Source organism: Streptomyces sp. NPDC048196 (assembly GCF_040652715.1).
Classification (GTDB): domain Bacteria; phylum Actinomycetota; class Actinomycetes; order Streptomycetales; family Streptomycetaceae; genus Streptomyces; species Streptomyces siderophoricus.
Genome location: NZ_JBEZMM010000001.1, coordinates 724,617 through 745,273, shown reverse-complemented (window position 1 = coordinate 745,273; position 20,657 = coordinate 724,617). Strand labels below are relative to the sequence as shown.

Annotated in this window: 23 protein-coding genes and 1 pseudogene; 11 read left to right on the top strand and 13 right to left on the bottom strand. The window is 69.0% G+C overall.

Annotation, left to right across the window (positions count from 1 at the left end; translation table 11 throughout):
- The first annotated feature begins 949 nt into the window (after nucleotides 1–949).
- Both AB0E02_RS03495 and AB0E02_RS03490 read left to right on the top strand, forming a co-directional pair.
- Nucleotides 950–1,387, top strand: a complete 438-nt coding sequence (locus AB0E02_RS03495; protein ID WP_362135470.1) for a helix-turn-helix domain-containing protein — start codon at nucleotides 950–952, stop codon at nucleotides 1,385–1,387.
- Nucleotides 1,369–1,659, top strand: a complete 291-nt coding sequence (locus AB0E02_RS03490; RefSeq protein WP_362135468.1) for a hypothetical protein — start codon at nucleotides 1,369–1,371, stop codon at nucleotides 1,657–1,659. The genes AB0E02_RS03495 and AB0E02_RS03490 overlap by 19 nt, the downstream gene beginning before the upstream one ends.
- 78 nt (nucleotides 1,660–1,737) lie before the next feature.
- Here the strand turns inward: AB0E02_RS03490 and AB0E02_RS03485 are convergent, their stop codons facing one another.
- Both AB0E02_RS03485 and AB0E02_RS03480 read right to left on the bottom strand, forming a co-directional pair.
- Nucleotides 1,738–2,505 (bottom strand): GNAT family N-acetyltransferase, encoded by a 768-nt coding sequence (locus tag AB0E02_RS03485; protein ID WP_362135466.1) that lies wholly within the window; start codon nucleotides 2,503–2,505, stop codon nucleotides 1,738–1,740.
- Nucleotides 2,506–2,983: 478 nt separating this feature from the next.
- Nucleotides 2,984–3,559, bottom strand: coding sequence for a helix-turn-helix domain-containing protein (locus tag AB0E02_RS03480; protein ID WP_362135464.1), 576 nt, complete (start codon nucleotides 3,557–3,559; stop codon nucleotides 2,984–2,986).
- A 70-nt stretch (nucleotides 3,560–3,629) separates the two neighbouring features.
- Here AB0E02_RS03480 and AB0E02_RS03475 point away from each other — a divergent pair, with 70 nt between their 5' ends.
- The 4 genes from AB0E02_RS03475 (at nucleotide 3,630) to AB0E02_RS03460 (ending at nucleotide 7,926) form a co-directional block, all read left to right on the top strand.
- Complete coding sequence (locus tag AB0E02_RS03475) at nucleotides 3,630–4,523, top strand: NADP-dependent oxidoreductase (protein ID WP_362135462.1); 894 nt, start codon at nucleotides 3,630–3,632, stop codon at nucleotides 4,521–4,523.
- 77 nt (nucleotides 4,524–4,600) lie between these two features.
- A complete protein-coding gene (locus tag AB0E02_RS03470) occupies nucleotides 4,601–4,861 on the top strand; it encodes a hypothetical protein (protein ID WP_362135460.1) in 261 nt (86 codons plus the stop codon).
- Between the two features lie 674 nt (nucleotides 4,862–5,535).
- Entirely contained in the window at nucleotides 5,536–7,575 is a 2,040-nt protein-coding gene (locus tag AB0E02_RS03465; protein ID WP_362135458.1) for an ATP-binding cassette domain-containing protein, read from the top strand.
- Between the two features lie 129 nt (nucleotides 7,576–7,704).
- On the top strand, nucleotides 7,705–7,926 hold the full coding sequence (locus AB0E02_RS03460) for an NUDIX domain-containing protein (RefSeq protein ID WP_362135456.1): 222 nt from the start codon (nucleotides 7,705–7,707) through the stop codon (nucleotides 7,924–7,926).
- A gap of 129 nt (nucleotides 7,927–8,055) precedes the next feature.
- On the opposite strand, the gene AB0E02_RS03455 is transcribed toward AB0E02_RS03460, so the two are convergent.
- A complete protein-coding gene (locus AB0E02_RS03455) occupies nucleotides 8,056–8,634 on the bottom strand; it encodes a dienelactone hydrolase family protein (RefSeq protein ID WP_362135454.1) in 579 nt (192 codons plus the stop codon).
- Between the two features lie 782 nt (nucleotides 8,635–9,416).
- Entirely contained in the window at nucleotides 9,417–10,283 is an 867-nt protein-coding gene (locus AB0E02_RS03450) for an oxidoreductase (RefSeq protein ID WP_362135452.1), read from the bottom strand.
- Between the two features lie 190 nt (nucleotides 10,284–10,473).
- On the opposite strand from AB0E02_RS03450, the gene AB0E02_RS03445 reads away from it, so the two are divergent.
- Nucleotides 10,474–11,346 (top strand): helix-turn-helix transcriptional regulator, encoded by an 873-nt coding sequence (locus AB0E02_RS03445; RefSeq protein WP_362135450.1) that lies wholly within the window; start codon nucleotides 10,474–10,476, stop codon nucleotides 11,344–11,346.
- A gap of 211 nt (nucleotides 11,347–11,557) precedes the next feature.
- Here the strand turns inward: AB0E02_RS03445 and AB0E02_RS03440 are convergent, their stop codons facing one another.
- Complete coding sequence (locus AB0E02_RS03440) at nucleotides 11,558–11,698, bottom strand: hypothetical protein (RefSeq protein WP_362135448.1); 141 nt, start codon at nucleotides 11,696–11,698, stop codon at nucleotides 11,558–11,560.
- 20 nt (nucleotides 11,699–11,718) lie between these two features.
- Here AB0E02_RS03440 and AB0E02_RS03435 point away from each other — a divergent pair, with 20 nt between their 5' ends.
- Nucleotides 11,719–12,420, top strand: coding sequence for a VOC family protein (locus AB0E02_RS03435; RefSeq protein WP_362135446.1), 702 nt, complete (start codon nucleotides 11,719–11,721; stop codon nucleotides 12,418–12,420).
- A gap of 252 nt (nucleotides 12,421–12,672) precedes the next feature.
- Here the strand turns inward: AB0E02_RS03435 and AB0E02_RS03430 are convergent, their stop codons facing one another.
- From AB0E02_RS03430 to AB0E02_RS03415, 4 genes and pseudogenes are all read right to left on the bottom strand, one after another.
- Nucleotides 12,673–12,879 (bottom strand): transposase, encoded by a 207-nt coding sequence (locus AB0E02_RS03430; protein WP_362135444.1) that lies wholly within the window; start codon nucleotides 12,877–12,879, stop codon nucleotides 12,673–12,675.
- 149 nt (nucleotides 12,880–13,028) lie between these two features.
- Entirely contained in the window at nucleotides 13,029–14,051 is a 1,023-nt protein-coding gene (locus AB0E02_RS03425) for an endonuclease/exonuclease/phosphatase family protein (RefSeq protein ID WP_362135442.1), read from the bottom strand.
- Between the two features lie 169 nt (nucleotides 14,052–14,220).
- Nucleotides 14,221–14,496, bottom strand: a pseudogene (locus AB0E02_RS03420) (GNAT family protein); the annotation flags it as partial.
- Between the two features lie 294 nt (nucleotides 14,497–14,790).
- Nucleotides 14,791–15,930 (bottom strand): alkene reductase, encoded by a 1,140-nt coding sequence (locus tag AB0E02_RS03415; protein ID WP_362135440.1) that lies wholly within the window; start codon nucleotides 15,928–15,930, stop codon nucleotides 14,791–14,793.
- 65 nt (nucleotides 15,931–15,995) lie between these two features.
- Between AB0E02_RS03415 and AB0E02_RS03410 the strand changes: the two genes are divergently transcribed.
- Entirely contained in the window at nucleotides 15,996–16,406 is a 411-nt protein-coding gene (locus AB0E02_RS03410) for a MerR family transcriptional regulator (RefSeq protein ID WP_362135438.1), read from the top strand.
- A gap of 88 nt (nucleotides 16,407–16,494) precedes the next feature.
- Here AB0E02_RS03410 and AB0E02_RS03405 read toward each other — a convergent pair whose 3' ends face one another.
- Both AB0E02_RS03405 and lysA read right to left on the bottom strand, forming a co-directional pair.
- Nucleotides 16,495–16,965 (bottom strand): hypothetical protein, encoded by a 471-nt coding sequence (locus tag AB0E02_RS03405; RefSeq protein WP_362135436.1) that lies wholly within the window; start codon nucleotides 16,963–16,965, stop codon nucleotides 16,495–16,497.
- A gap of 223 nt (nucleotides 16,966–17,188) precedes the next feature.
- Entirely contained in the window at nucleotides 17,189–18,499 is a 1,311-nt protein-coding gene (gene lysA / locus AB0E02_RS03400; RefSeq protein ID WP_362135434.1) for a diaminopimelate decarboxylase, read from the bottom strand.
- A 123-nt stretch (nucleotides 18,500–18,622) separates the two neighbouring features.
- Here lysA and AB0E02_RS03395 point away from each other — a divergent pair, with 123 nt between their 5' ends.
- Complete coding sequence (locus AB0E02_RS03395) at nucleotides 18,623–19,846, top strand: helix-turn-helix domain-containing protein (protein ID WP_362135432.1); 1,224 nt, start codon at nucleotides 18,623–18,625, stop codon at nucleotides 19,844–19,846.
- Here AB0E02_RS03395 and AB0E02_RS03390 read toward each other — a convergent pair.
- Nucleotides 19,820–20,068, bottom strand: a complete 249-nt coding sequence (locus AB0E02_RS03390) for a hypothetical protein (protein WP_362135576.1) — start codon at nucleotides 20,066–20,068, stop codon at nucleotides 19,820–19,822. The genes AB0E02_RS03395 and AB0E02_RS03390 overlap by 27 nt on opposite strands.
- Nucleotides 20,035–20,343 (bottom strand): hypothetical protein, encoded by a 309-nt coding sequence (locus tag AB0E02_RS03385; RefSeq protein WP_362135567.1) that lies wholly within the window; start codon nucleotides 20,341–20,343, stop codon nucleotides 20,035–20,037. The genes AB0E02_RS03390 and AB0E02_RS03385 overlap by 34 nt, the downstream gene beginning before the upstream one ends.
- Here AB0E02_RS03385 and AB0E02_RS03380 point away from each other — a divergent pair.
- Nucleotides 20,303–20,656, top strand: a complete 354-nt coding sequence (locus tag AB0E02_RS03380) for a hypothetical protein (RefSeq protein ID WP_362135574.1) — start codon at nucleotides 20,303–20,305, stop codon at nucleotides 20,654–20,656. The genes AB0E02_RS03385 and AB0E02_RS03380 overlap by 41 nt on opposite strands.
- Nucleotide 20,657 lies beyond the last annotated feature (1 nt).

Genomic DNA, 20,657 nt, shown 5'->3' with positions numbered 1-20,657 from the left:
CCCCTCCGTCCGCGTGGACAGTCCCATCCATCTGCAGCTCTCCATGCTTCAAATAGAAGTCCAGAGTCTGGATGTCATTGTGATTCTTGAAACTCAGCATCAGATAGGGCGGCAGGCCAGGGTCTTTGTTGACCCCATGCCATTTCCCGTCGGATGAACGGCGTGTCACCTGCGCGTCCGGCACGGGTCCGTCCCACTGGACCGGAAAATCTTTGCTGGAAAAGGTGTAATCGTCACGTAGTCGAAGTATCGGCGATCCACACTTCCGCTCCCCGTCCCATCGGCCGACCAATTCGGAATGAGTTACGGCCTTTGGAGTGATGACGGGTTTGCCTGCCCCGCAAGAGGACGGGGCGAGTGCCGTCACGGTGGCAGCTGCAAGGCTTGCACTGATGCGAAATATGTCGGATTTCACGCTATCTTCTTCCGGCCGTGTTTAGGATGGCGCCCAGTATGCCGGTCGATGACCCGAAAGAGACGGCCTGGCTCTACCAGGGGCCCGACCCTCCCTTTACCACGCCGACCAAGCGGCACCGGTGAGAGGAGCTGACGCCCGAACAGCGAGCGGCCAGATGGGCACAGGCGCGACTGAACGGGTCCCGGCCGAGCGCGGGGTCGCCCGGCTGAAGGCATGGCAAATCTTTCGCGGCTCCCGCTGCAGCCCGAATCGCAATGTCGTCAATGGCCGAGGCTGTCCTCACGTGGTGTCCACACCTTCCTCGTTGAAGACGTCCAATTGCTGCCGCAGGTAGCGGGCCTGTTCGTCTTCGTCGCGGATGCAGTCGCCAGGGAGGCGGGGCGGGTCCGCATCGTGGTCGACGACGGCCCACCAGCCGAGGCCTCCGCGGGCGGCGCCGGGTCAACGCACGCCGAGCGAGGGGACGTTGCAACGATCGGCGACCAGTGCACACTGTGGCCGAGACTCCCCCAAGCGGAGGAACCGCACCCGATGCCAGGACGCAGGCTGACCAGAGCCGACCGGCAGCAGATCGCCGCCGGGTTGGCACAGCGCCTGAATTATGCCGACATCGCCCGGCGCCTGAACCGTCCCACCTCGACGGTGAGCCGCGAGGTCGCGCGCAACGGCGGACCCGCCCGCTACCGCGCGGAACTGGCACAGCTCGCGACCACCCACCGAGCCCGGCGCAGGCCGCAGCCGCCCGCGTCGGCGCAGCGGACCATCGAGCGCCCCGGCGCCGGCCCCGACGCAACGGCTGCGTTCGTCACCGACCTCACCGCGGCACTCGTCGAAACCAGCCTCCCACGCACCGCCGCCCGCGTCATGGCCTGCCTGTTCGCCTCCGAGACCGGCAGCCAGCGCAGCACCTGCACGTCAGCGCGGCGACCATCTCGCAGGCGGTCCGCCTGTTGGAACGGCAGAACCTGATCCGCCGCGGCCGCGACGACGGGAGTCGCCGCCACCGGTATTTCCTCGACGACAACGCGGGCTTGCGGACCGTCGTGGCCAGCGCCGCCGCCAACCATCGGCTCGCCGCCACCGCGCTGCGCGGCGCCGAGGTCTTCGGAGCCCAGACCACTGCCGGAGCCCGGCTGGCCCTGGCAGGCCGATTCCTCGAACGCCTCGGCGACGACCTCATCCGCTCCGGTCCTATCAGGCCGCGCCAGGCAAGCCATGGGCTGCCTTCCCGGCGGTGCTGACCAGTCTCGCGGTCACCGGCGGCCTCGTCGTCCTCGTGGCGCTGAGCGCGGTCGGTCGATGGCGCGTTCTGGGTGAGGTCAGCGTACGTACGGGGTGGTGGTGGCCAGCGGTACGAATCCGAGGCGTCGCAGGATCGGACGGCTCTGGTCGGAAGCGTCGACCTGGAGGTAGCGGTAGCCGTGTTCGGCTGCGATGCGGGTGCGGAAGGCGACCAAGGCCCGGTAGACGCCCCGGCCGCGCCACTCTGGCACTGTGCCCCCGCCCCACAGGCTCGCGAAGGACGTACCCGGGTGCAGTTCCATCCGTGCGGCGCTCACCGGCACGTCACCGGCCATGGCAACGATCGCGGGAGGCAAGCCGGCGGCCAACTGGCCGAGCAACAGCTGCCGGTGGTACGGCCGCGCTTCGCCGAACGCCCGCTCCTGCGCGGCCACCGCGAGCTCGACCCCGGCAGCATCGGTCACCGGGAGCAGGCGAACACCCTCGGGTAGTTCGATGCTCGTGGGCAGGTCTTTGATGTCGGCGACCATCAGCGTTTCCTCGGGCTCGGGTACAAAACCCGCTGCCCGCAGCCGCCCGGGCAGGTCAGCCGGCCGGTCGTGCCCGTACAGCTTCCACTCGAACCCGCGCCCGAGGGAGGTGAAGTACTCCACCTGTTCCGCGACCGCGGCGTCCGCAGTGGCTTCGTCCAGGTCCGACCAGACGATTCCGTTCCAACCGTCGGCGTCTGCCCCGACATGGCGTACGACGCCGCCCACCCGCTCTACCCGGGCTCCGGGCCCATCGGCCCGGACGCCCTGTCGCATCTCGCGATCGAAGACCGCCAGCACTGTGTCCTGATCCATCCGCTCACTCCAGCATCACCAGGCACAAGAGGCAACGAAAAATGAGCGGACCGAGACGGCCCCTATTCGAAGCGGGCCCAAGCCACGGCCTCGCGGTAGCCACCCTTGCCTGCACGGACTTGAGGCGACGACGGCAAGAGTACGCACAAGCCGACACCATCACCGCTGTAAGTCCGCCAAGGACTGTCCAGCAGGTCACGAACGAAGCCAGAGCCGAATGGCTGCAACGGTCACGGTGCCGTGGAAAATGTACGCTCTCTTGTCGAAGCGGGTGGCTACTCCTGATCCGACAGACACCCCGCCCCACACCGACCGAACGACGTCAGCGCGAGCAGGTCACACGACCCATCGGACAGTTCCTGGGCGGCCAGGCGGTAGTCACATGACCGCGCGGATAGGTCCGTTACGGGCCGCCCAGTGCAACCCGCCTGTGTCGTGCCCCGGCCCGGCTCAGGGCGCAGCGGGCCGGCGCCCCGGCTCAGGGCGCGGTGGTTTCCCAGGCCGCCTGGATCATCCGGAAGACCTCGTCCACCGTGGCCCCGGGATCGTCCGCCTGGCAGGCCAGCGCGTAGGCGTCGATGACGAACCGCGCGGTCGCCCGGCAGGCCGTCGTACTCCGGGACAGGTGGGGATCGGCGGCCAGGGCCGCAGCCAGCGCCTGCGCGTGACGCAGGCTCACCGACTCCTCGTACTCCCGCAGGGCGGGCGATCCCTCAATCATGCGCCGGACGGGGGCGCTGCCCTCCGCCGTGCAGTGCCGCACCAGGGCCTGGACCTCGCGGTGCAGCGCCGGGATGAGCGGCTCGCGCGGGGGCCGGTCGGTGACCGCCCGCGTGAGGCGCTGCTCGAAGTCCTGGTCGCGCTCGAACACCAGGGCCTCTTTCGAGGCGAAATGGGCGAAGACGGTGGTGACGGCCACGTCGGCCTCGGCCGCCACGTCACGGATGCCCACGGCGTCGTACCCGCGCTCCAGGAAGAGCCGCAGCGCGGTGTCAGCGATCTTCTGACGGGTTGCGGCCTTCTTGCGTTCGCGGCGTCCGGGCGGCTCGGTCATGCCCTGACACTACCAGGTAGCAATCCCTAACCGTTGCTTAATCCTAACCGTTATGGCTATCTTCGACCGCATGAGGAAAATCAGCTTCGCCGAGTTCGGCGGTCCCGAGGTCCTGCAACTGGTGGAAGCCGAGGAGCCCCACGCGGGCCCCGGTCGGATACGCATCGCCGTACGGGCGGCGGGTGTCAACCCCGTCGACTGGAGGATTCGGGAGGGCCAAGTCCTGGGAGCCCATCCGGTCGAGCTGCCCGCCGGGGTCGGACTGGACGCCGCCGGGGTGGTGGATGAGGTCGGCGACGGCGTCGAAGGGGTCGAGGTCGGCGACCGCGTGTTCGGCGAAGGCACCGACACGTACGCCGAATTCGCCGTGCTGTCGGCCTGGGCCCGGATGCCCGAGAGGCTGACCTTCGAGGAGGCGGCCGGGTACCCGTCGGTGGTGGAGACCGCGCTGCGCATCATCCGCGAGGTCGGCGTGCGGTCCGGGCAGACGCTGCTGGTCAGCGGCGCGTCCGGCGGCGTCGGGTCGGCGGTGCTGCAGATCGCCCGCGAGCGCGGCATCACGGTGATCGGCACGGCCGGGGCCGCGAACCAGGATTACCTGCGCGGCCTGGGCGCCCTCGCCACGACCTACGGCGAGGGCTGGGTCGAACGGGTGCGGCACCTGGGCCGGGTCGACGCGGCCCTCGACCTGGCCGGCTCGGGCGTGATCCGCGAACTCGTCGAGCTGACCGGGGACTCACGCAAGGTCGTCTCCATCGCCGACCTCGATGCGCCGCAGCTGGGCGTCCGGTTCTCCGGCGTGGCCGGGAGCGTACCGGACGCGCTCGCCGAGGCCGTCGACCTCATCGCCCGGGGCAGGCTCCACATCCCGGTCGAGAAGTCGTACCCCCTCACCGAGGCAGCGGCGGCGCACGCCGACAGTCGCGCCGGCCACACCCGGGGACGCCGGGTCCTCGTCATCTGAGCCGCCGCCCGCCCGGCGTCCCCTTCTGCCTCTACGTCGAACGAGACTTCCGTCAAGCGCCGGGCTAAGTTCGACTCGTGGACGACACTGAGATCACCATCAAGCTCACCTCCGACGAAGCCCTCGTCCTCTCGGACTGGCTGCAGCGAGTTCAGATGACCGATCTCAGCCGTCTGGTCGACGACCCAGCCGCGTGGGCCCCGATCCACAAACTCGCGGGGACATTGGACACGGCACTTCCCGGGATCTTCGCTGCTGATTACGCGGAGCGTCTGGATGCGGCACGGTGCCGTCTGAGGGAGACGATGGGCAGCTTCCCTGAAGAGCACGACGGTTGAGCCAGCTGTCCGTCCGTCAGCGCGGTTCCGTGAATCTTCCCAATGCCCAGCGAAGGTGCTCTCCGCGCAACAAGAGGTGAACCGGACGGCCGGCCTACGGGCAACGTCTGGTGGACGTGGTCTCCGCGCGAGCGGAAATGAACCGCCCGTCCGTACATTGGCCAGCGTCGAACGCCCGTCAATGCTCTTCGCGCGGCACCCAACTACACACAAAGGGCTGGCACGAGGAACTGCACGCTTCCGCATCCTGAAGCCCCCTCCACGGGGCAGCGGCGCGTCAGGGCCACTGCCCGCCCAGGCATGCCCGAGCCCCGCCTCGAATCCTCACCAACCGCAGCGAGGCAATCCCACGAAGGAATGAAGCATGCCGTTCGAGTTCCCGCCCCCCTGCAACCCAGGCTCCATCTACCTTCAACCACTGAATAGAACATCCGGCCAGAATCTGCCCCTTCGTCACCCGTTACGGGGAGCAGAAAGGACCGTTCTTTAGAGCACCTGTACCCATCACCGCCTCCTGGAGAAGCCGTGAATCCCGCGCGCACCATCACCCCTCCCCCGGTTCGGTGCGAACGGAGGCAGCCCACGCCCGCGGCCACCTGTCTGCCCAGGCGCGGAGTTGACGCCGTAATTCGCCGTGCACTGCGCTCGTCACGACCCGATACGAGGTGGGGGGCATGAGCGAGTCGACCGCCTCAGCCGGCACGCCCGAGCCGCACGGGAAAGTACCCGCTCCCCGGCGCGAGGCCCTGGGCCTGCCGCCGACGGCTATGCCTGCAGGACCGCCGAGCGACGACATCGCCGACGACCTCAAAGAGGCGTACTGGTCGATCTACGACGGCGCCGCTGCCAAAGCGACGGTCGGGCAGATCCTCGGCCGGCTGCCCCGCATCGTGCGCCAGATCGGCCAGTTGGCGTGGCGTGCCGACCGGCCGGCGACCGTGGCCGTGGTGGTGCTCCAGCTGGCGTCCGCGACGATGTCCGCCTTCGGCCTGGCCGCGTCCGTCGCCGTTCTGCACCAGCTGTTCGCCCAGGCCCCGACCCCGGACAAGGTCCGCTCGGCCGTCCCGCAGATCCTGCTCGTGGTGGGATTCCTCTCCGCCCGAGCCCTCCTCGAAGCCGGCGTCTCCGTCGCGCAGGCCCACGTAACGCCGAAGATCCGCACCGCCTTGGAGAGCAACTTCCTTCAACTGACCGCTCACGTCAGCCTGGAGGTGGTGGACGACGCCGACTGGCACGACGACGTCTACCGGGCCAATGACCGCGGCCTCTTCTATGCCCGGCAGATCGTCGGCCAAGTCATCTCCATGGCCTCCGCCTTCCTGGCACTGATCGGCACAGCCGGCGTCCTGACCGTCCTGCACCCCTTGCTGCTGCCCCTGCTTCCGCTGTCCGTCCTGCCGGTGGGAGCCGCGGCCGTGCGCACCGCCCGAGCGCACTTTCACAGCTTCCGGCGGTGGAACGCTCTCCAGCGCCGAGTGCGGGTCTTCTCCTGGCTGCTGCTGGACCGCGACTCGGCCGCCGAACTGCGAGCGGACACCGCCCAAAGAGCCCTGCTCGACGAGCACCACCGTCTCACCACTCGGATCGCCGAGGAGGACACCCGCCTGGGGGTGAGTGCCGCGCTCCTGACTCTGGCCGGGCGTGGCCTGGGTGGGATCGGGGCCGGAGTCACCTACGTCGCGCTGGGAGCCATGCTGATCGCAGGGTGGCTTCCGCTGGCGGCCGGTGCCGGAGCAGTGATCGCCATTCAGGCAGGCCAGACCTCCCTGACCCGGTTCGTCGACGTCGCCCACCTGGTCTACGAGCATGCGATGTGGGTCAGCGACCTCCTGGCTTTCCAGGAACGGTGCCGCACCCTGCAACCCCGCCGCGGACAGCAGACGGCACCCGGGACCGTGAAGACCATCGCGCTGCGGAATGTCAGCTACACCTACCCCGGCAAGGATGCCCCAGCGCTCGATGACATCTCCTTAACCCTGAGTGCCGGCGAGACCGTCGCCTTCGTCGGCCTCAACGGGTCGGGGAAGAGCACCTGTTCACGGTTGATCGCCGGTCTCTACGAGCCGCAGACGGGGGCGGTCCTGTGGGACGGCGTGGATGTCGCGGATCTGGACACCGAATCCCTTCAAAGGCGTGTGGCCACCGTGCTGCAGGATCCGGTGCGCTTCCCCTTCAGCGCGTTGGCGAACCTCACGGTCTCGCGCGGCACGCTCACCGAGGCCGATCCCCAGCGGGCACTGGACGCCGCGCGGGCCTCAGGTGCCGAACAGGTCATCGCCGGTCTGCCCGGCACCTGGCAGGCGCTGTTGTCCAAGCGGTTCCGCGACGGCCAGGAGCTGTCGGCCGGACAATGGGCGAAGATCGCCGTGGCCCGCGGTCTCTACAAGGACGCACCGGTACTGCTGCTGGACGAGCCGACCGCCAGCATGGACCCGCGCGCCGAACACGACGTCTACCAGGCCGTGCTGCGCGGCAAGTTCCGCGACGACCGGATCACCGTGCTGATCTCCCACCGGCTGGCCAGCGTCGTCGACTGCGACCGCATCTACGTGTTCGACGGCGGGCGCATCACCGAGTCGGGATCCCATCAAGAACTCATGGCTCTCGAGGGCGACTACGCCCAGATGTTCACCCTCCAGGCCGCCGGCTACCAGACCGCGTCCGCAGCCTCCGCCTCTGACTCTGGCTCCGGCTCCGGGACGGTGCACCCGTGAATGACAAGAGGCGACAACGCGTCTCCGCTTCACCGACGGAACCGGAGCCGGAACCGGAGCCGGGAGCCGAGCCGGGAGCGGAGCGAGGAGCGGAAGCGGAGATGGCGAACGCCTCGGCACTCATCCACAATGGGTCCGGCGCCTACCTGCTGCACCTGCGGGACGAGCTCCCCGGCATCTGAACCGGGCTCGTGGTCCCTGCTCGGCGGCGGCCATGAACCGGGCGACCGGCCCCTGGAAGAGACGGTCCGGCGTGAACTGCGCGAAGAGGCCGGCCTCGACATCCCCGACCTGGTCCCCTTCGCCGTACAGGAAGCAGGGACCAACGACGGTATCGCCGTCCGGCTCTGAACTGGGACGATTCGCAGACTGCAGGTCTGCGACGGCGAGTTGAGGCCGTTGCTGTCGCGCTTCCTGGTGGTCCCGAGGGGCGGGCAGGGGGACGTGCTCAGATCAGATGGTTGATCCCGCTTCGGTTGGCTATTTGATGTGGTCGAGGAAGCCGAGCACCCGGTGGGTGGCCTGCATGGCAGCGTGCTTGTCGTACGACGGCAGGCTGCTGTCGGTGAACAGATGCCTGTCGCCGGAGTAGAGGAACAGCTCAGCATCCGCCGCCGTATCGAGGAGCGCGCGGGCCGCATCCACATCGCCCTCGCCGGAGAAGAACGGGTCCGCGTCCATGCCGTGGACCTGGACCGGGACGTCCTGCGGCCAGGCAGCGCCGAACTCCGAGACCGGGACGCATGCCTCGAGCAACAACGCGCCCTTCGCGCCCGGTCGGGTCTGAGCCAGCTTCTGCGCCGGCAGGACACCAAGTGAGAACCCGAGGTAGACGAGCTCCGCAGGCAGCCCCTCGGCGACGGCGGTTCCGCGCGCGATGACCGTGCCGAACCCGATCCTCTCGGCGTAGTCGATGCCCTCCTCAAGACTGTCGAATACCTGCCCCTCGAACAGGTCGGGGGCATGGACGGTGTGTCCGGCCCGTCGCAGCTGCTCGGCGAACTCGCGGACACCGGCAGTCAGTCCGTGCCCGTGGTGGAAAACCAGCACCTCAGCCATATCGCTCGCTCCCCTCGTGATGCAGTGCCCAGGCGGCGCCGCGGCACGAGTATGACCCGCAGCACTGACAACCACGGGCGGGTCCCCAGCCTGGCAGGGTCAGGTGGTGGAACCAGGATCAGCGATCTGTGCTTCACGGCACGCGCCGCATCCACCGCTCCCGGGGTGATTCCGATGATCCGCAGCCCGCGGCGCTGGTAGAACCGCAGCGCATCCAGATTGTCGTTCGTGGTGACCAGTCAGATTCGTCGTGCGCCGGTCTGCTTCGCGGTCTTGGCAGCAGCGCTCAGGAGAGAGCTGCCGACTCCGCTATGTTGAACCACCGCGTCCAACGAGACGATCTCCAGTATTCGTGCGAGACCGTGTAGGTCAGCAGTCCGACGATCCGGCCGCCCTGCACGCCGGCCGACCGGAACTCAGGCGGGGAGCCGAGGGACGGCGGCTTTCCGACGGCCGACACCCTTCCGCTGCGTACTCCACCGGGAACTCTCATTCCCCCGTTCCTCATCACCAGGGACGTGGTGCGGCTGCTGCGCCACGGGAAGCCGCCGGCCTGGGCGTTCTCGCATTCACCAGGCTCTCTTGCACTCTCATCTGCTACCGCAGACTCACCACATGAGACGACTTCTCAGTTTGAGTTTCACCTCCACGCGGTTAACAGGAGGCACTGGGTGACGTGAACGGCTACGAGCAGGTCCGGCTGTGGTGGACCTCGAACGGGCCCGCTTGGTGGTGACGGCCGCCGTCGAGGCCCCGCGCTGGGGGCCCGACAGCGAGTGACGTCAGGCGGGCCGGCTGACGTCGTCGAAGTCGGTGGAGGCCGACAGCTCGGCCCATGCCTGCATGTCGCGCTCGAAGGCGTCGCGTCCGGCCTGGACGAGCCGAAGCGCGTCGGTGCCGAGCAGCAGGCGCGTCGGCGGCTGGTCGGCCACCACGATGCGCAGCACCGCGGCCGCGGCCTTGTCCGGGTCGCCCGGCTGGTGCCCGCTGCCGTTGATGCGCCGGGCGCGCAGCGGCTCGAACAGCTCGTCGTAGTCGGCGATCGCACGGGGTGCGCGGATCATCGAGCGGCCGGCCCAGTCGGTCCGGAAACTGCCCGGCTCGACGGCGGTGACATGGATGCCGAAATCGGCGACCTCCTTGCCGAGCGTTTCGAGGATGCCCTCCACCGCGAACTTGCTGCCGTGGTAGAAGCTGAGGCCCGGCATGGTGATCAGCCCGCCCATCGAGGTGACGGCGATGATGTGGCCCGCACGGCGCTCCCGCATGTGCGGCAGCACGGCCTTGATCACCGCCACGGTTCCGTAGACGTTCACCTCGAACTGACGGCGAAGGTCATCCATCGACGACTCCTCGAAGAGGCCGTCATGGCCGTACCCGGCGTTGGCGACGAGTACGTCGACCGGGCCCAGGTCGCGCTCGGTCTCGTCCACGACCGTGTCCACCGCGTCATGGTCGGTCACGTCCAGGATGCGGGCGTGCGCGTCGTCGGCGAGCGCCTCAAAGGCCCGTGCGTCGGCGGGCGTGCGCACCGTGCCCACCACCCGGTGGCCCGCGGCCAACGCCGCGCGTGCGAGTGCGCGGCCCAGGCCGGTGCTGACGCCGGTGATCAGGAATGTCTTGGTGTCCGACACAGGAGTTCCCTTCATACGTTGCGAACAGAGGCCGACCGGGGTGGTTGAGCCCCGGTCGGCCTCGACACGTTCCACTTCAGCACCGAAATCGGCTGCTGATCGGCTTCCGGGGGTTCCGCTTCGGCCCGGGGACAGCCGGACCGGGGGACTGCCAGTCCCCCTTTCGCCGGCCGTCGGGGCGATCTCGGGCCCTATCGTGAACGGCATGGACCGCAACACAGCTCTCGGCGAGTTCCTCCGCTCTCGACGGGCACGAATCACCCCGCGCCAGGCGGGCCTGTCCGACGACGGCGGCTCTCGGCGAGTGCCAGGACTGCGCCGCGAAGAGGTCGCGCAACTGGCGGGCGTGAGCGTCGACTACTACGTACGCCTGGAACGCGGACGCCGGCTGAACGTCTCCGGGACCGTGCTGGACGCCATCTCCCGCGCGCTATGCCTCGATCCCGTCGAACGCGCCCATCTGTTCCAGCTCGCCAAGCCCGCCGCAGGCAGGCCCCGCCGCACGGCGACGCGTCCGCAGCCGGTCCGCCCGGGGCTGCGCGACCTGCTCCGGATCCTGGAGCACACCCCCGCCCTCGTGCTGGGGCGGCGACTGGACGTACTTGCGTCCAACCACATGGCACGTGCGCTGCTCACCGACTTCGACGCGTTGCCGCACCGCGAGCGGAACCTTGTGCGGTTCATGTTCTGCGACGAGACCGCCCGCTCGCTGTATACCCACTGGGAAACCCACGCCCAGGACATCGTCGCCTCGCTCCGGCGCGACGCCGGACGCCATCCCCACGATCCGCTGCTGGCCGAACTCGTCGGCGAACTCTCGGTCCGGGATGAGGACTTTTGCCGCTGGTGGGCCGACCAGAACGTGTATCGGCACACGCATGGCAGCAAACACTTCCACCACCCGATCGTCGGCCCTCTCACCCTCAATTACGAGTCCCTCACCCTGCCCGCCGACCCGGACCAGCGGCTGAGTGTCTACACCGCCGAGGCAGGCTCCAGCTCCGAAGAGGCACTTCGGCTACTGGCCGCGTGGATACGGCAGCCCGAGACCTCGCACGGGCAGCACGCAGATCATTAGACGCCCGCCGGTCCACGAGGAGCGGTCGGCCACCTACCGCGGCGGCCGCGGCAACGGACGCCTCCGGCATCGGGATGCCCCGGTCCATCAGGCGCAGGTTCGCGACCCCTGCGGCTGGGTGTCGAGAACGCTGGAGGTAGGAGGCGGAGGTAGGAGGCGGTCAGGACTGCGGCGACCTCCTGCATCGGCCCTGCCTCGAATCATCACCGGCTCAGTCGTTCCTCTTGATCGCCTCCCACGGGGCGTCGTGCGCGTCCAGCGGCCCGCTCGCCACGGCGGCGGAGCCGAGCCGCCGCGCGAGGATCCCGAGCTGCTTGGTCTTGCCGGTGTTGTCCGCGCCCCTTCTACTCAACTTTGACTAGAGTTGCTGGTATGAGCGAGAAGACGATTCCGATCCTGCCGTGTCGGACCATCCAGCCTGTTCTCGACTTCTATACGACCCTTGGGTTCGAGGTGACCTTCCAGCAGAAGAGCCCCAATCCGTACGCAGTCGTCCAGCGCGGCGGCATACAGCTCCACTTCTTCGGGATGAAGCACTACGAGCCCGCCGAGTCATTCAGTACGTGCATCGTCCAAACCGATGACGTCGACGGGCTCCACGAAACCTTTCGGGCCGGGCTGAAGGCGGCGTACGGGCGAGTACCGAACCGCGGGCTGCCGCGAATCGGGCCGCTGAAGAACACGTCACACGGCGTGCGGCAGTTCCTCATGACCGACCCGGGCGGCAACTGCATCCGCATAGGGCAGCAGACGAGCGACAACCAGCACCACCGCCCCGCTCCCAAGGAGACCTTCGCCCGGGCCCTGCATCACGCCTCCCTCCTAGCCGACTCCAAGCAGGACCTGGAGTCCGCCGCGAAGATCATCGACCGGGCACTGCGCCTACAGGAAGAACGGCCAACTCCCGTACAGCTGCTTCGTCTTCTCGTACTGCGTGCCGACATCGCCACTCGTGCCGGCGACGAAGAAACCGCGAGATCCGCGATCGCCGCGGCCACCGCAGTCCACCTCACCCCGCAGGAGCAGGAGTCCGTGCACGACGACCTCAAGCGCCTCACGCAGTTGTTGGACTGAGGGTCAAGAAAGTGCTGGTCACAGCCGCTCGTTGAAGACTGTGACCAGCACGGCCGCCTCATGGCGGACGGCGAGCTTGTCGCATCTCGTCTCCACGGCTCGGTGGCGCTTGAGACGAGTGACCCCGCACTCGACGGCATGCCGCTGGCGGTAGTCGGTCTTGCCGAACGTCGGCGGCCGACCGCCCCGGAAGCCGAGTCGCTGACGGATGCGGACCCGGCCCGCCGGGACCGGGACGGTCGCCTTGCCCCCTCATCTGCGCAAGTAGGCTGGGTTGCGGCGGGAGTCGTACGCCTTGTCGGCCCGCACCCGATCGAGCCTCTTGCGGGGGCGACCGCGCCCCAACCGGGGCACCCGGATCGCCTCCAGAACCGGTTCGAACTGCGGGGAATCGCCCCGCTGCTCGGCCGTGATCAGCACGGACACAGGCTTCTGGCCCTGCTCGACGGCGAGACCCACGACGACCAGAATCTCCGGCCCTCTCCCCCACCCGCATACGACGAGGGGGCCGAACGGTTCGTCCAGTCCCCTCGGGAGCGCCTTGCCGTGCGGCGGGCGGTTCTACGGAGCCCCGGCCCGCTTAAGTGGCCGACGGTCGTTCCGGCTTGTCAGATCTGGAAGGAGGCGGCAATCGGAAGGTGATCGCTGCCGGTGCGGGGCAGTGACCAGGAGGAGACCGGGACGATCCCCTTCACCATGATCTGGTCGATCCGTGCCATCGGGAAACCAGCCGGGTAGGTGAAGCCGAAGCCCTCGCCGGCTGCCCCCTGGGCCGAGCGCATCTGCGCGGTGACCGGGGCGAGCGAACGGTCGTTCATCGTGCCGTTGAGGTCACCGAGCAGGATGACCTGCTTGAGGCGCTCGCGGGATATTTCCTCACCGAGGGCAGCGGCGCTCCTGTCGCGCCGCTTGGCAGTGAATCCCGCGTCGAGTTGGACCTCTACCGACGGCATGTGGGCGACGTAGAAGGCGACCTGCCGACCGCCGGGCACCCGGACCGTGGCACGCAACGCCCGGGTCCAGCCCATCTTGGTGTCCACCGGCGCGGCGTCCGCGATCGGATACTTGCTCCACAGCCCGACCGTGCCCTGCACGGTGCGGTACGGGTAGGTCTTGGCAAGCCGCTCCTCGTACGTGCGCCGTGCGTCACCGGCCAGTTCCTCCAGGGCCACCACATCCGCGCCGGCCTTGACGATGTCTTTGGCCGTGCCCACCGGGTCGGGGTTGTCGGCGAAGACGTTGTGGGTGACGACGGTGAGGTTGCCCCCGGTGCCCCTCTTGTCCGTGACCTGGCCGCCGAAGAGGACGACCCAGACAACGGCAGGCAGTACCAGCGCGACGATGGCGGTCGCGGAGCGGCGCAGCACGGCGGCGACCAGCAGCACCGGGATGCCGATGATGCCGAGCCACGGCAGGAACGTCTCCATGAGACTGCCCAGGTTTCCCACGCTGTTGGGGACTTGGGCGTGCAGGATCATCAGCAGGCCGAGCACGACTGCCAGCACCCCCAGTGCGATGCCGCGGTGCCACATGCCCTCCGGTCGCCACCAGTCACGCAGGCCCGACGCTCGGGAGGCGGTCCGCTCCGGGTCTTGGCCCGGTCCCAACTCCGTCATGTATGCCTGCGCCATGTCGCCGTCCTCACTGCTGTGCCCCGTAAAACCGCCTGGAGGCTGCGACCGTAGGCAACGGCCGTAAGGCGCCTTCTTAGAAGTGGGAGGGGAAGTATTGACGGTCCCCAGGCCCTTGCTCCCGGGGGACGGGGCGGCGCGGGCGGAACGAGCCGTGGCCGGGCCCGCCTCACAACGGGACGGGCTCCGCATCTGTTGCCAGGCGGGCATGGAGTTCCACATCCAAGCGGACACCGTCGTATTCGAGCTTCTGTCGTTGCTGCCCCTCCACCGCGAAGCCGGCAGCCCGGGCCACTCCGCATGAGGCGGGATTGTTCACCCGGTGCCCGAGCTCCAGCCGGAAGAGTTCCGCGTCGTCGAAAGCCCAGCGGGCCACAGCACCGCAGGCCCGGGAAGCTATGCCCCGGCCACGGGCCGTTGCCGTCGTCCAGTAGGACACCCATCCAGCGGTCTACGCTCGCACCGCCGCCGCAGAAACCCTCCTCGAAGCCACATCAACCACCTGAGCCGCCGTCAACCCCGAAGGCTTTCGAAGCCGACCGCTTAGGACCGCGGTAGTGCCGGGCTCGGCAGGCCGGAGGGTTGCCACCGGGTCCTCAATTGCCCAGTCCCCCACACATCGGCTGCGGGGGCCTCAACCCCCACCAGGCGCCGTGGCCGACTATGACGGCTACCGTGGGGAGGGGCGGGGAGGAGATAGCGGGGGCGGCCGACAGTGAGGGCGGCTGACTCGCAGTCGTCACAGTCCGACACGTTCGAGCGTCTCAACGCCCTGCTGGGCGGCGGCCAGCAGAGGATAGTCGGTGTATCCGGTCTCACCGCCCGTGTACATCAGGCCTTGGTCTTGTACCTGGTTGATCGGTGCTCCGATGCGCAGTCGTTCCACGAGGTCGGGGTTGGCGAGGAACGGACGGCCGAGTGAGATCAGGTCGGCTCCGGCGGCAAGAAGCCGCTCGCTCTCGTGCTTTCCTCCGTCGACCGGCAACGGCTTCCCCCACCCGAGGACCGGGTTGGCGATCAACGTGCCTGGCCAGGTCTTACGGATTTCTTGGAAGAGCGGCTGGTCCGGATCCGCGAAGACAAGGTGCAGATAGGCAATGCCGGCATCGGCGAGGGCGGCGATGAGCGCCGGGTAGATCTCCTGGGTATCGCCCTCGTCTATGCCGTTGACGGTGAGTCCGGGTGCGATCCGCACGCCTACCCGCTCGGAGCCGATCGCGTCGGCGACGGCCTGGACCACCTCGACGGTGAACCGAATGCGGTGATCCACCGATCCACCGTAGGCGTCGGTGCGGTGGTTGGTTCCCTGCGCCAGGAACTGATGCAGAAGATAGCCGTTGGCGGCATGCACCTCCACACCGGCGAAGCCGGCGTCGATGGCGTTGCGTGCGGCAGCAGCGAAGTCGGCCACGGTGGTGTGGATCTCGTCGATCGTCATCTGACGGGGCACGACGGCGTTCTGGTGACCGCTGGGGGTGTAGATCGTCTCCGGGAGCGGAATGGGCGAGGGCGCAACCGGCGTCAGCCCGCTGGTGTCGGGATGACCGATCCGGCCGCCGTGCTGCAGCTGCAGGAACATCCGGCCGCCCGCGGCGCGCACGGCGTCGGTGACGTGTCGCCATCCGGCCACATGTTCATCGTTGTAGATCGCGGTGATGTTGGGGTAGGTCTGTCCGACGGCGTTCGGGGTGGATGCCTCGGCGATGATCAACCCCGCTGATGCACGCTGTGCGTAGTAGCTGGCCATGATCGGTTGCGGGACGCCGTCGGCCGTGGCGCGGTTGCGGGTCATGGGCGCCATCACCAAACGGTTGGACAGGGGCAGGGCGCCGAGGATGGCGGGCTTGAAGAGGCCGGAGTCAGCCGGTGTGTTCGTCATGCCGGTACGGTAGAAGTTGACACTGGTGTCAGGTTCAAGTCCGGGGTTGGCAGGCGAGGTGGGGAATGCGGATCGGTGAACTGGCTCGGCGCAGTGGCGTCAGCGAGCGTTCGCTGCGCTATTACGAGGCGCAGGGGCTGCTGAGAGCCGAGCGTACCCCGGGTGGCCAACGGCATTACGGTGAGTGGGCGGTCGACCGGGTCATCCGCATCCAAGCCCTCTACGCCGCCGGGCTGAACAGCAAGAAGATCGCGCAGCTGCTCCCCTGCATGCGGGACACGGACGGGGCCCCGAACGAGATTGCCACGCCACGGCTGGTCGACGAACTCACTGCAGAACGTGGTCGCATCGATCGACTCATCACGGACCTGCTCCGCTCCCGCGACGTCCTGGACGAAGTCATCGCCACAGCCTCGGCCGGAGTACACGACTCCGTCATCTCTCGCGCCGACACGGTCGGGGCCAACGACGGATAGAGCCAACCTGGCCCCCATCACCAGAGGCAGATTCCGTGAGCGGGTCGGGGAACTTGCAGGTGAGTTGGGGGAATCCGGAAGTCGCGTGTCAGGTGATCCACGACTCCCCGTGTCGATGCCGGTCCAATCCCACAGCCGAGAACTCGTCCTGGCCGACGCATGCCACTACGCCCAACCGCCGCAGCGCCTGAGAAATCGGGCTGCCAGCAGGGGGAAAGGGTATGCCTTCCTCCACGCGGAGCGGTCCCAGCACAACGGCGCCGCCATCCCAAACGGCAGCCCGCTGCTCGCCCGCACCGCCGAAGTACTCAGCTTCCACATAAGCCACCGGCCCACCGGCTGACCACTCAGCGAGAGCCGCATCGAACCCTACTGGCAGTCGCCAAAACCCCAAAGCGCCTACGTCGCTGCCGTCTGAGACGGAATCGAAGAGGACGTCTGTCATTGGCATCAGTAAGAGGCCCTGTCCGATGGACGCCAGCCGAGCAGCAGGCAGATCACGCGCCATGGCACGCAGCACCTCCCCTTCGGCGATCACAGCTTGAAGGTCGTACCCCATCCCTGCCTCTTCCAGATCAGAGGTCCATCTTTCCCACACGGCGAAGCGATCCTCGCGCGGTATCCCCGACCAGCTCCACCACGGCCCCAGCGGGTTCTCGCCAGAGCGCCGCCCGTGTACCGATTACGTCACCGGCGGCACCCCCGTGCGCCGGTCGTTGAGGTACTGCCCCCAGCTCACCGCGATCGCGGCACCGGAGACCGCGGAGGACCGCGGCAGCGGCTCAAGGGCGGTCGCGCCGCTGCAGGTCGCCGTAGGTCTCACGGCGCACCACGGCCCGCGCCTCGCCGTCGCGGCAGAAGACGACGGGCGGCCGCAGCGCGCCGTTGTAGTTGTTGCTCAGCGAGAAGCAGTACGCACCGGTGACCGGCACGGCGATCAGGTCGCCGGGACGGGGGTCACACAGCGGTACGCCGGCGCTGAGTACGTCGCCGGACTCGCAGTGCCGGCCCACCAGGTGGTACGGCTCGCCGCCGCCCACCCGGGTGGCGACCGTGGCCTCGAAGCGCTGTCCGTACAGTGCGACTTCGAGGTTGTCGCCCATACCACCGTCGACGGCGACGAAGGTCGGCTTCCCATGTTTGACGGTGACCACCGGGTAGAGCGTCACTCCGGCCTCGGCCACCATCGACCGGCCGGGCTCGATGATGAGCTGCGCGTCGGCGGGCAGGGTCCGGTGGGCCGCGGCCACCAGGGTGTTCAAATACTCCTCGATGGTGGGCGGGCGGTCCTCGTAGGTGTAGCGGGTGCCGAGGCCGCCACCGAGGTCGTAGACGGCGAAGGTGCCGAGGTCCGCCACTGCCTCCACCGCGCGGGCGAACGGCTCGGTGTCGAGGATCTGGGATCCGATGTGGACGTGCACCCCGTCCAGGCGCAGCCGGCTGCCGGCCCGCAGCCGGGCGATCGCCTCCCGGGCCTGCGGCAGGGTCAGGCCGAACTTCGAGCCCTCCTGACCGGTGGACACCGCGGCATGGGTGTCCGGGCGGATACCGGGTGTCACACGTACGAGGACGGGCTGCTCGTCGGTCACGAGCCGCTCCAGCCGGTCGATGTCGTCGAAGTTGTCGATCACGATCAGTCCGGCTCCGGCCTCCACCGCCATCCGCAGTTCGTCCTCGGTCTTGGCATTGCCGTGGACCACCAGCGAGGCCGGGTCGACTCCCGCTGCCAGGGCCAGGGTCAGTTCGCCGCCGCCCGCGACGTCGATGCTCAGCCCCTCCTCGGCCAGCAGGCGGTACACCGCCGTGCAAGGAAATGCCTTGGAGGCGAACGCCACCCGCGAGTTGGCCCACCGGGCGGCGAGCCCGTCGACGTAGCAACGGGCGCGGGACCGCAGCGCGGCCTCGTCGACGACCAGTGCCGGCGTGCCGAAGCGGGCCGCGAGGTCGGTCACCGGGCAGCCACCGATCACCAGCTCTCCGTCCTGGCCGAGCGCGGTGCCTGGCGGGAACAGTCCGAGCAGTGCCTCGTGGGAGGCAGCGGCGTCGGTCCGGGACTTCCCAGCGGTAGCTGGGCGAGCGACCGGAATGGCCATGGAATCCTCCTGCTTGCCGTGTGGCCGGTCCCGCCCTTCGGGCCGGCCGCATCATGTTCCGGTCCACGCACCGGGCCGCGCCTTGTCGCGATCGCCTAGGGTCGAGGCATGGTTCCGTCGGAAATGACAAGCTCGCACGCCGGAAGCGGCCACGGGGCCGGTGAGGAACTCTTCGCCCTCGCCGACGCCATCGCCGCGGTCATCGGTGGATCGGTGGCCATCGAGGACTTGGAAGCCCGGGTCGTCGCCTACTCGACGCGGCCGGGACAGGCCATCGACGAACTGCGCCGCCAGGGCATCCTCGGCCGACGGGTCCCCGAACAGCCCGGCCCACAGGCCGAACGGCAGCTCCGCCAGTACCGGCAGGTGCTCACGGCACCCGGCGTCCTACGCATGCCTGGGCTGGCCGAAGGCGAACTGCCGCGCGCCGCGGTCGCCGTGCGCGCCGGAGACCTCCCTCTCGGCACCATCTGGGCGATCGAGGACCGGAGCCCACTCGACGCGGCCGGTGAGCGGGCGCTGCTGGACGGCGCCCGGACCGCCGCACTGCACATGCTGCGCCGCCGCAGCGCCACCGCCCTGGAGTTGCACGCCCGGGAACAGGCCCTCCGGGCCGGCCTGGACGGCACCGCACCCGCGACGGACACCGCCTACCGGCTCGGCATCCCGGCGAACACGCCCCTGACCCTCCTCGGCTTCGCCCCCGTCGACGTCACCCCGGACGCCGGCACGCTGCTGGCCCGTCTGGGAGCCGAGCTCGGTCGGCACTGGGCCGCGGTACGCCCCTCCGCCGCCGTCTGCACCGGCCCGCGCACCGTGTACACGCTGCTGCCGGACGCCGACCCCGACTCGGCCCGCCGACTGGCGGCACAGGCCCTCGCCGCCGCCTCCCGTCCCGGCAGGCAGCCACTGCGCGCCGCCCTCAGCCGGCCCGCCACGCTCCTGACCGAGCTGCCCGAGCTGCGCTCGGAGGTAGATGACGTGCTACGGGTGACCACGGCCGACCCCAAGGCGCCGGACGTCGCCGCACTGACCGATGTCCATGCCCGAGTGCTCCTCGCTCACCTGGCGGACGAGCTCGCCCAGCGGCCCCGGCTGCGCCACCCGGGCGTCGAGGCGATGCTCGCCCACGACCGAACCCACGGCACGCACTACGCCGCCTCGGTCGCCGCCTGGCTTGACGCGGTCGGCAACGTAGGCGAAGCGGCCCGTCGGCTGACAGTGCATCAGAACACCCTCAAGTACCGGCTGCGCCGCGCCCGCGAGCTGTTCGCCCTCGACCTGGACCAGCCGGACGACCGCCTCTCCTGCTGGCTGCAGCTACGCGTCGACGCCACCCGCCGCTGAGCGCCAGATCGCCCGATCGCCCCGCCCGTGGAAGAGAAGCCACAGCCTCATCGGCATCCCGGCCCGATGCTCGCGAGGCAAAATCGTCTGGCAGCCGGGATCGGCCAGACGATGTTCGGCGTCGGAGAGAGGATCGGCCAGGCGACGTTCGGCGCCGGCAAGCTGACGACGCACACGGCCGGTCTGCTTCACATCCCACGGTCGCTTCCGTTCGGCGAGCACCGCGCCCACCGCACCCGCCGGGTGCAAGCAGTTCCCGTCAGGGCCGAGATCGTTGTCTGGAGGACCTCCAGTGCCGCCTCAGCGCCGCGCCTGACGCCGAAGACCCGGTCCGCCAGGTGCGCGCCCTCCACCGCACCGAGGGTGTCAACCAGCGCGGCCGCGCACGCGTCGTAGTCGGCCCAGGGCACGCAGCGGGCCCGGCTTCCCTGGACAAGTCGCAGGCACCGTTCCAAAATGCCGAGCTGGCCGACCGCCTCGGGAACCGCCGGCGCCACGATCTCCACCCGGTGGCCCACCCTCCGGTGCTCGGCCGCTGGGAAGTTGCCGGTTTTCCTGGACCAGCTTGTTGACGACGCGGACCACGCCCTCGCGGTCTCCCCGCAGTTCGGCGATTTCACCTGGTCCACCACGCGGTGCCGACCGCGCTGGTGCATGCACCGCAGGGCGTCGTCGCAGGGCGTCGTCGCCGGGTCGGCATCGGCGGCGACGCCGTACGGGCTGTTGGGGCGTGTCGGTGCTGCGGACCGGGTCATGGTCGGCATCGAGCAGCGGGCTCTTATCGAGGTCGAGGTCGAGGTCGAAATGTGAC

Excerpts from the sequence above, each read along its gene's own strand:
- AB0E02_RS03495 (WP_362135470.1), top strand. The coding sequence starts at position 950 with ATGCCAGGACGCAGGCTGACCAGAGCCGACCGGCAGCAGATCGCCGCC.
- lysA (WP_362135434.1), bottom strand. The coding sequence starts at position 18,499 with ATGGCCATTCCGGTCGCTCGCCCAGCTACCGCTGGGAAGTCCCGGACC.
- AB0E02_RS03425 (WP_362135442.1), bottom strand. The coding sequence starts at position 14,051 with ATGGCGCAGGCATACATGACGGAGTTGGGACCGGGCCAAGACCCGGAG.
- AB0E02_RS03485 (WP_362135466.1), bottom strand. The coding sequence starts at position 2,505 with ATGGATCAGGACACAGTGCTGGCGGTCTTCGATCGCGAGATGCGACAG.
- AB0E02_RS03380 (WP_362135574.1), top strand. The coding sequence starts at position 20,303 with ATGCCGAGCTGGCCGACCGCCTCGGGAACCGCCGGCGCCACGATCTCC.
- AB0E02_RS03410 (WP_362135438.1), top strand. The coding sequence starts at position 15,996 with ATGCGGATCGGTGAACTGGCTCGGCGCAGTGGCGTCAGCGAGCGTTCG.
- AB0E02_RS03450 (WP_362135452.1), bottom strand. The coding sequence starts at position 10,283 with ATGAAGGGAACTCCTGTGTCGGACACCAAGACATTCCTGATCACCGGC.
- AB0E02_RS03395 (WP_362135432.1), top strand. The coding sequence starts at position 18,623 with ATGACAAGCTCGCACGCCGGAAGCGGCCACGGGGCCGGTGAGGAACTC.
- AB0E02_RS03405 (WP_362135436.1), bottom strand. The coding sequence starts at position 16,965 with ATGGGGTACGACCTTCAAGCTGTGATCGCCGAAGGGGAGGTGCTGCGT.
- AB0E02_RS03445 (WP_362135450.1), top strand. The coding sequence starts at position 10,474 with ATGGACCGCAACACAGCTCTCGGCGAGTTCCTCCGCTCTCGACGGGCA.
- AB0E02_RS03460 (WP_362135456.1), top strand. The coding sequence starts at position 7,705 with ATGGGTCCGGCGCCTACCTGCTGCACCTGCGGGACGAGCTCCCCGGCA.
- AB0E02_RS03475 (WP_362135462.1), top strand. The coding sequence starts at position 3,630 with ATGAGGAAAATCAGCTTCGCCGAGTTCGGCGGTCCCGAGGTCCTGCAA.
- AB0E02_RS03465 (WP_362135458.1), top strand. The coding sequence starts at position 5,536 with ATGAGCGAGTCGACCGCCTCAGCCGGCACGCCCGAGCCGCACGGGAAA.
- AB0E02_RS03415 (WP_362135440.1), bottom strand. The coding sequence starts at position 15,930 with ATGACGAACACACCGGCTGACTCCGGCCTCTTCAAGCCCGCCATCCTC.
- AB0E02_RS03435 (WP_362135446.1), top strand. The coding sequence starts at position 11,719 with ATGAGCGAGAAGACGATTCCGATCCTGCCGTGTCGGACCATCCAGCCT.
- AB0E02_RS03480 (WP_362135464.1), bottom strand. The coding sequence starts at position 3,559 with ATGACCGAGCCGCCCGGACGCCGCGAACGCAAGAAGGCCGCAACCCGT.
- AB0E02_RS03455 (WP_362135454.1), bottom strand. The coding sequence starts at position 8,634 with ATGGCTGAGGTGCTGGTTTTCCACCACGGGCACGGACTGACTGCCGGT.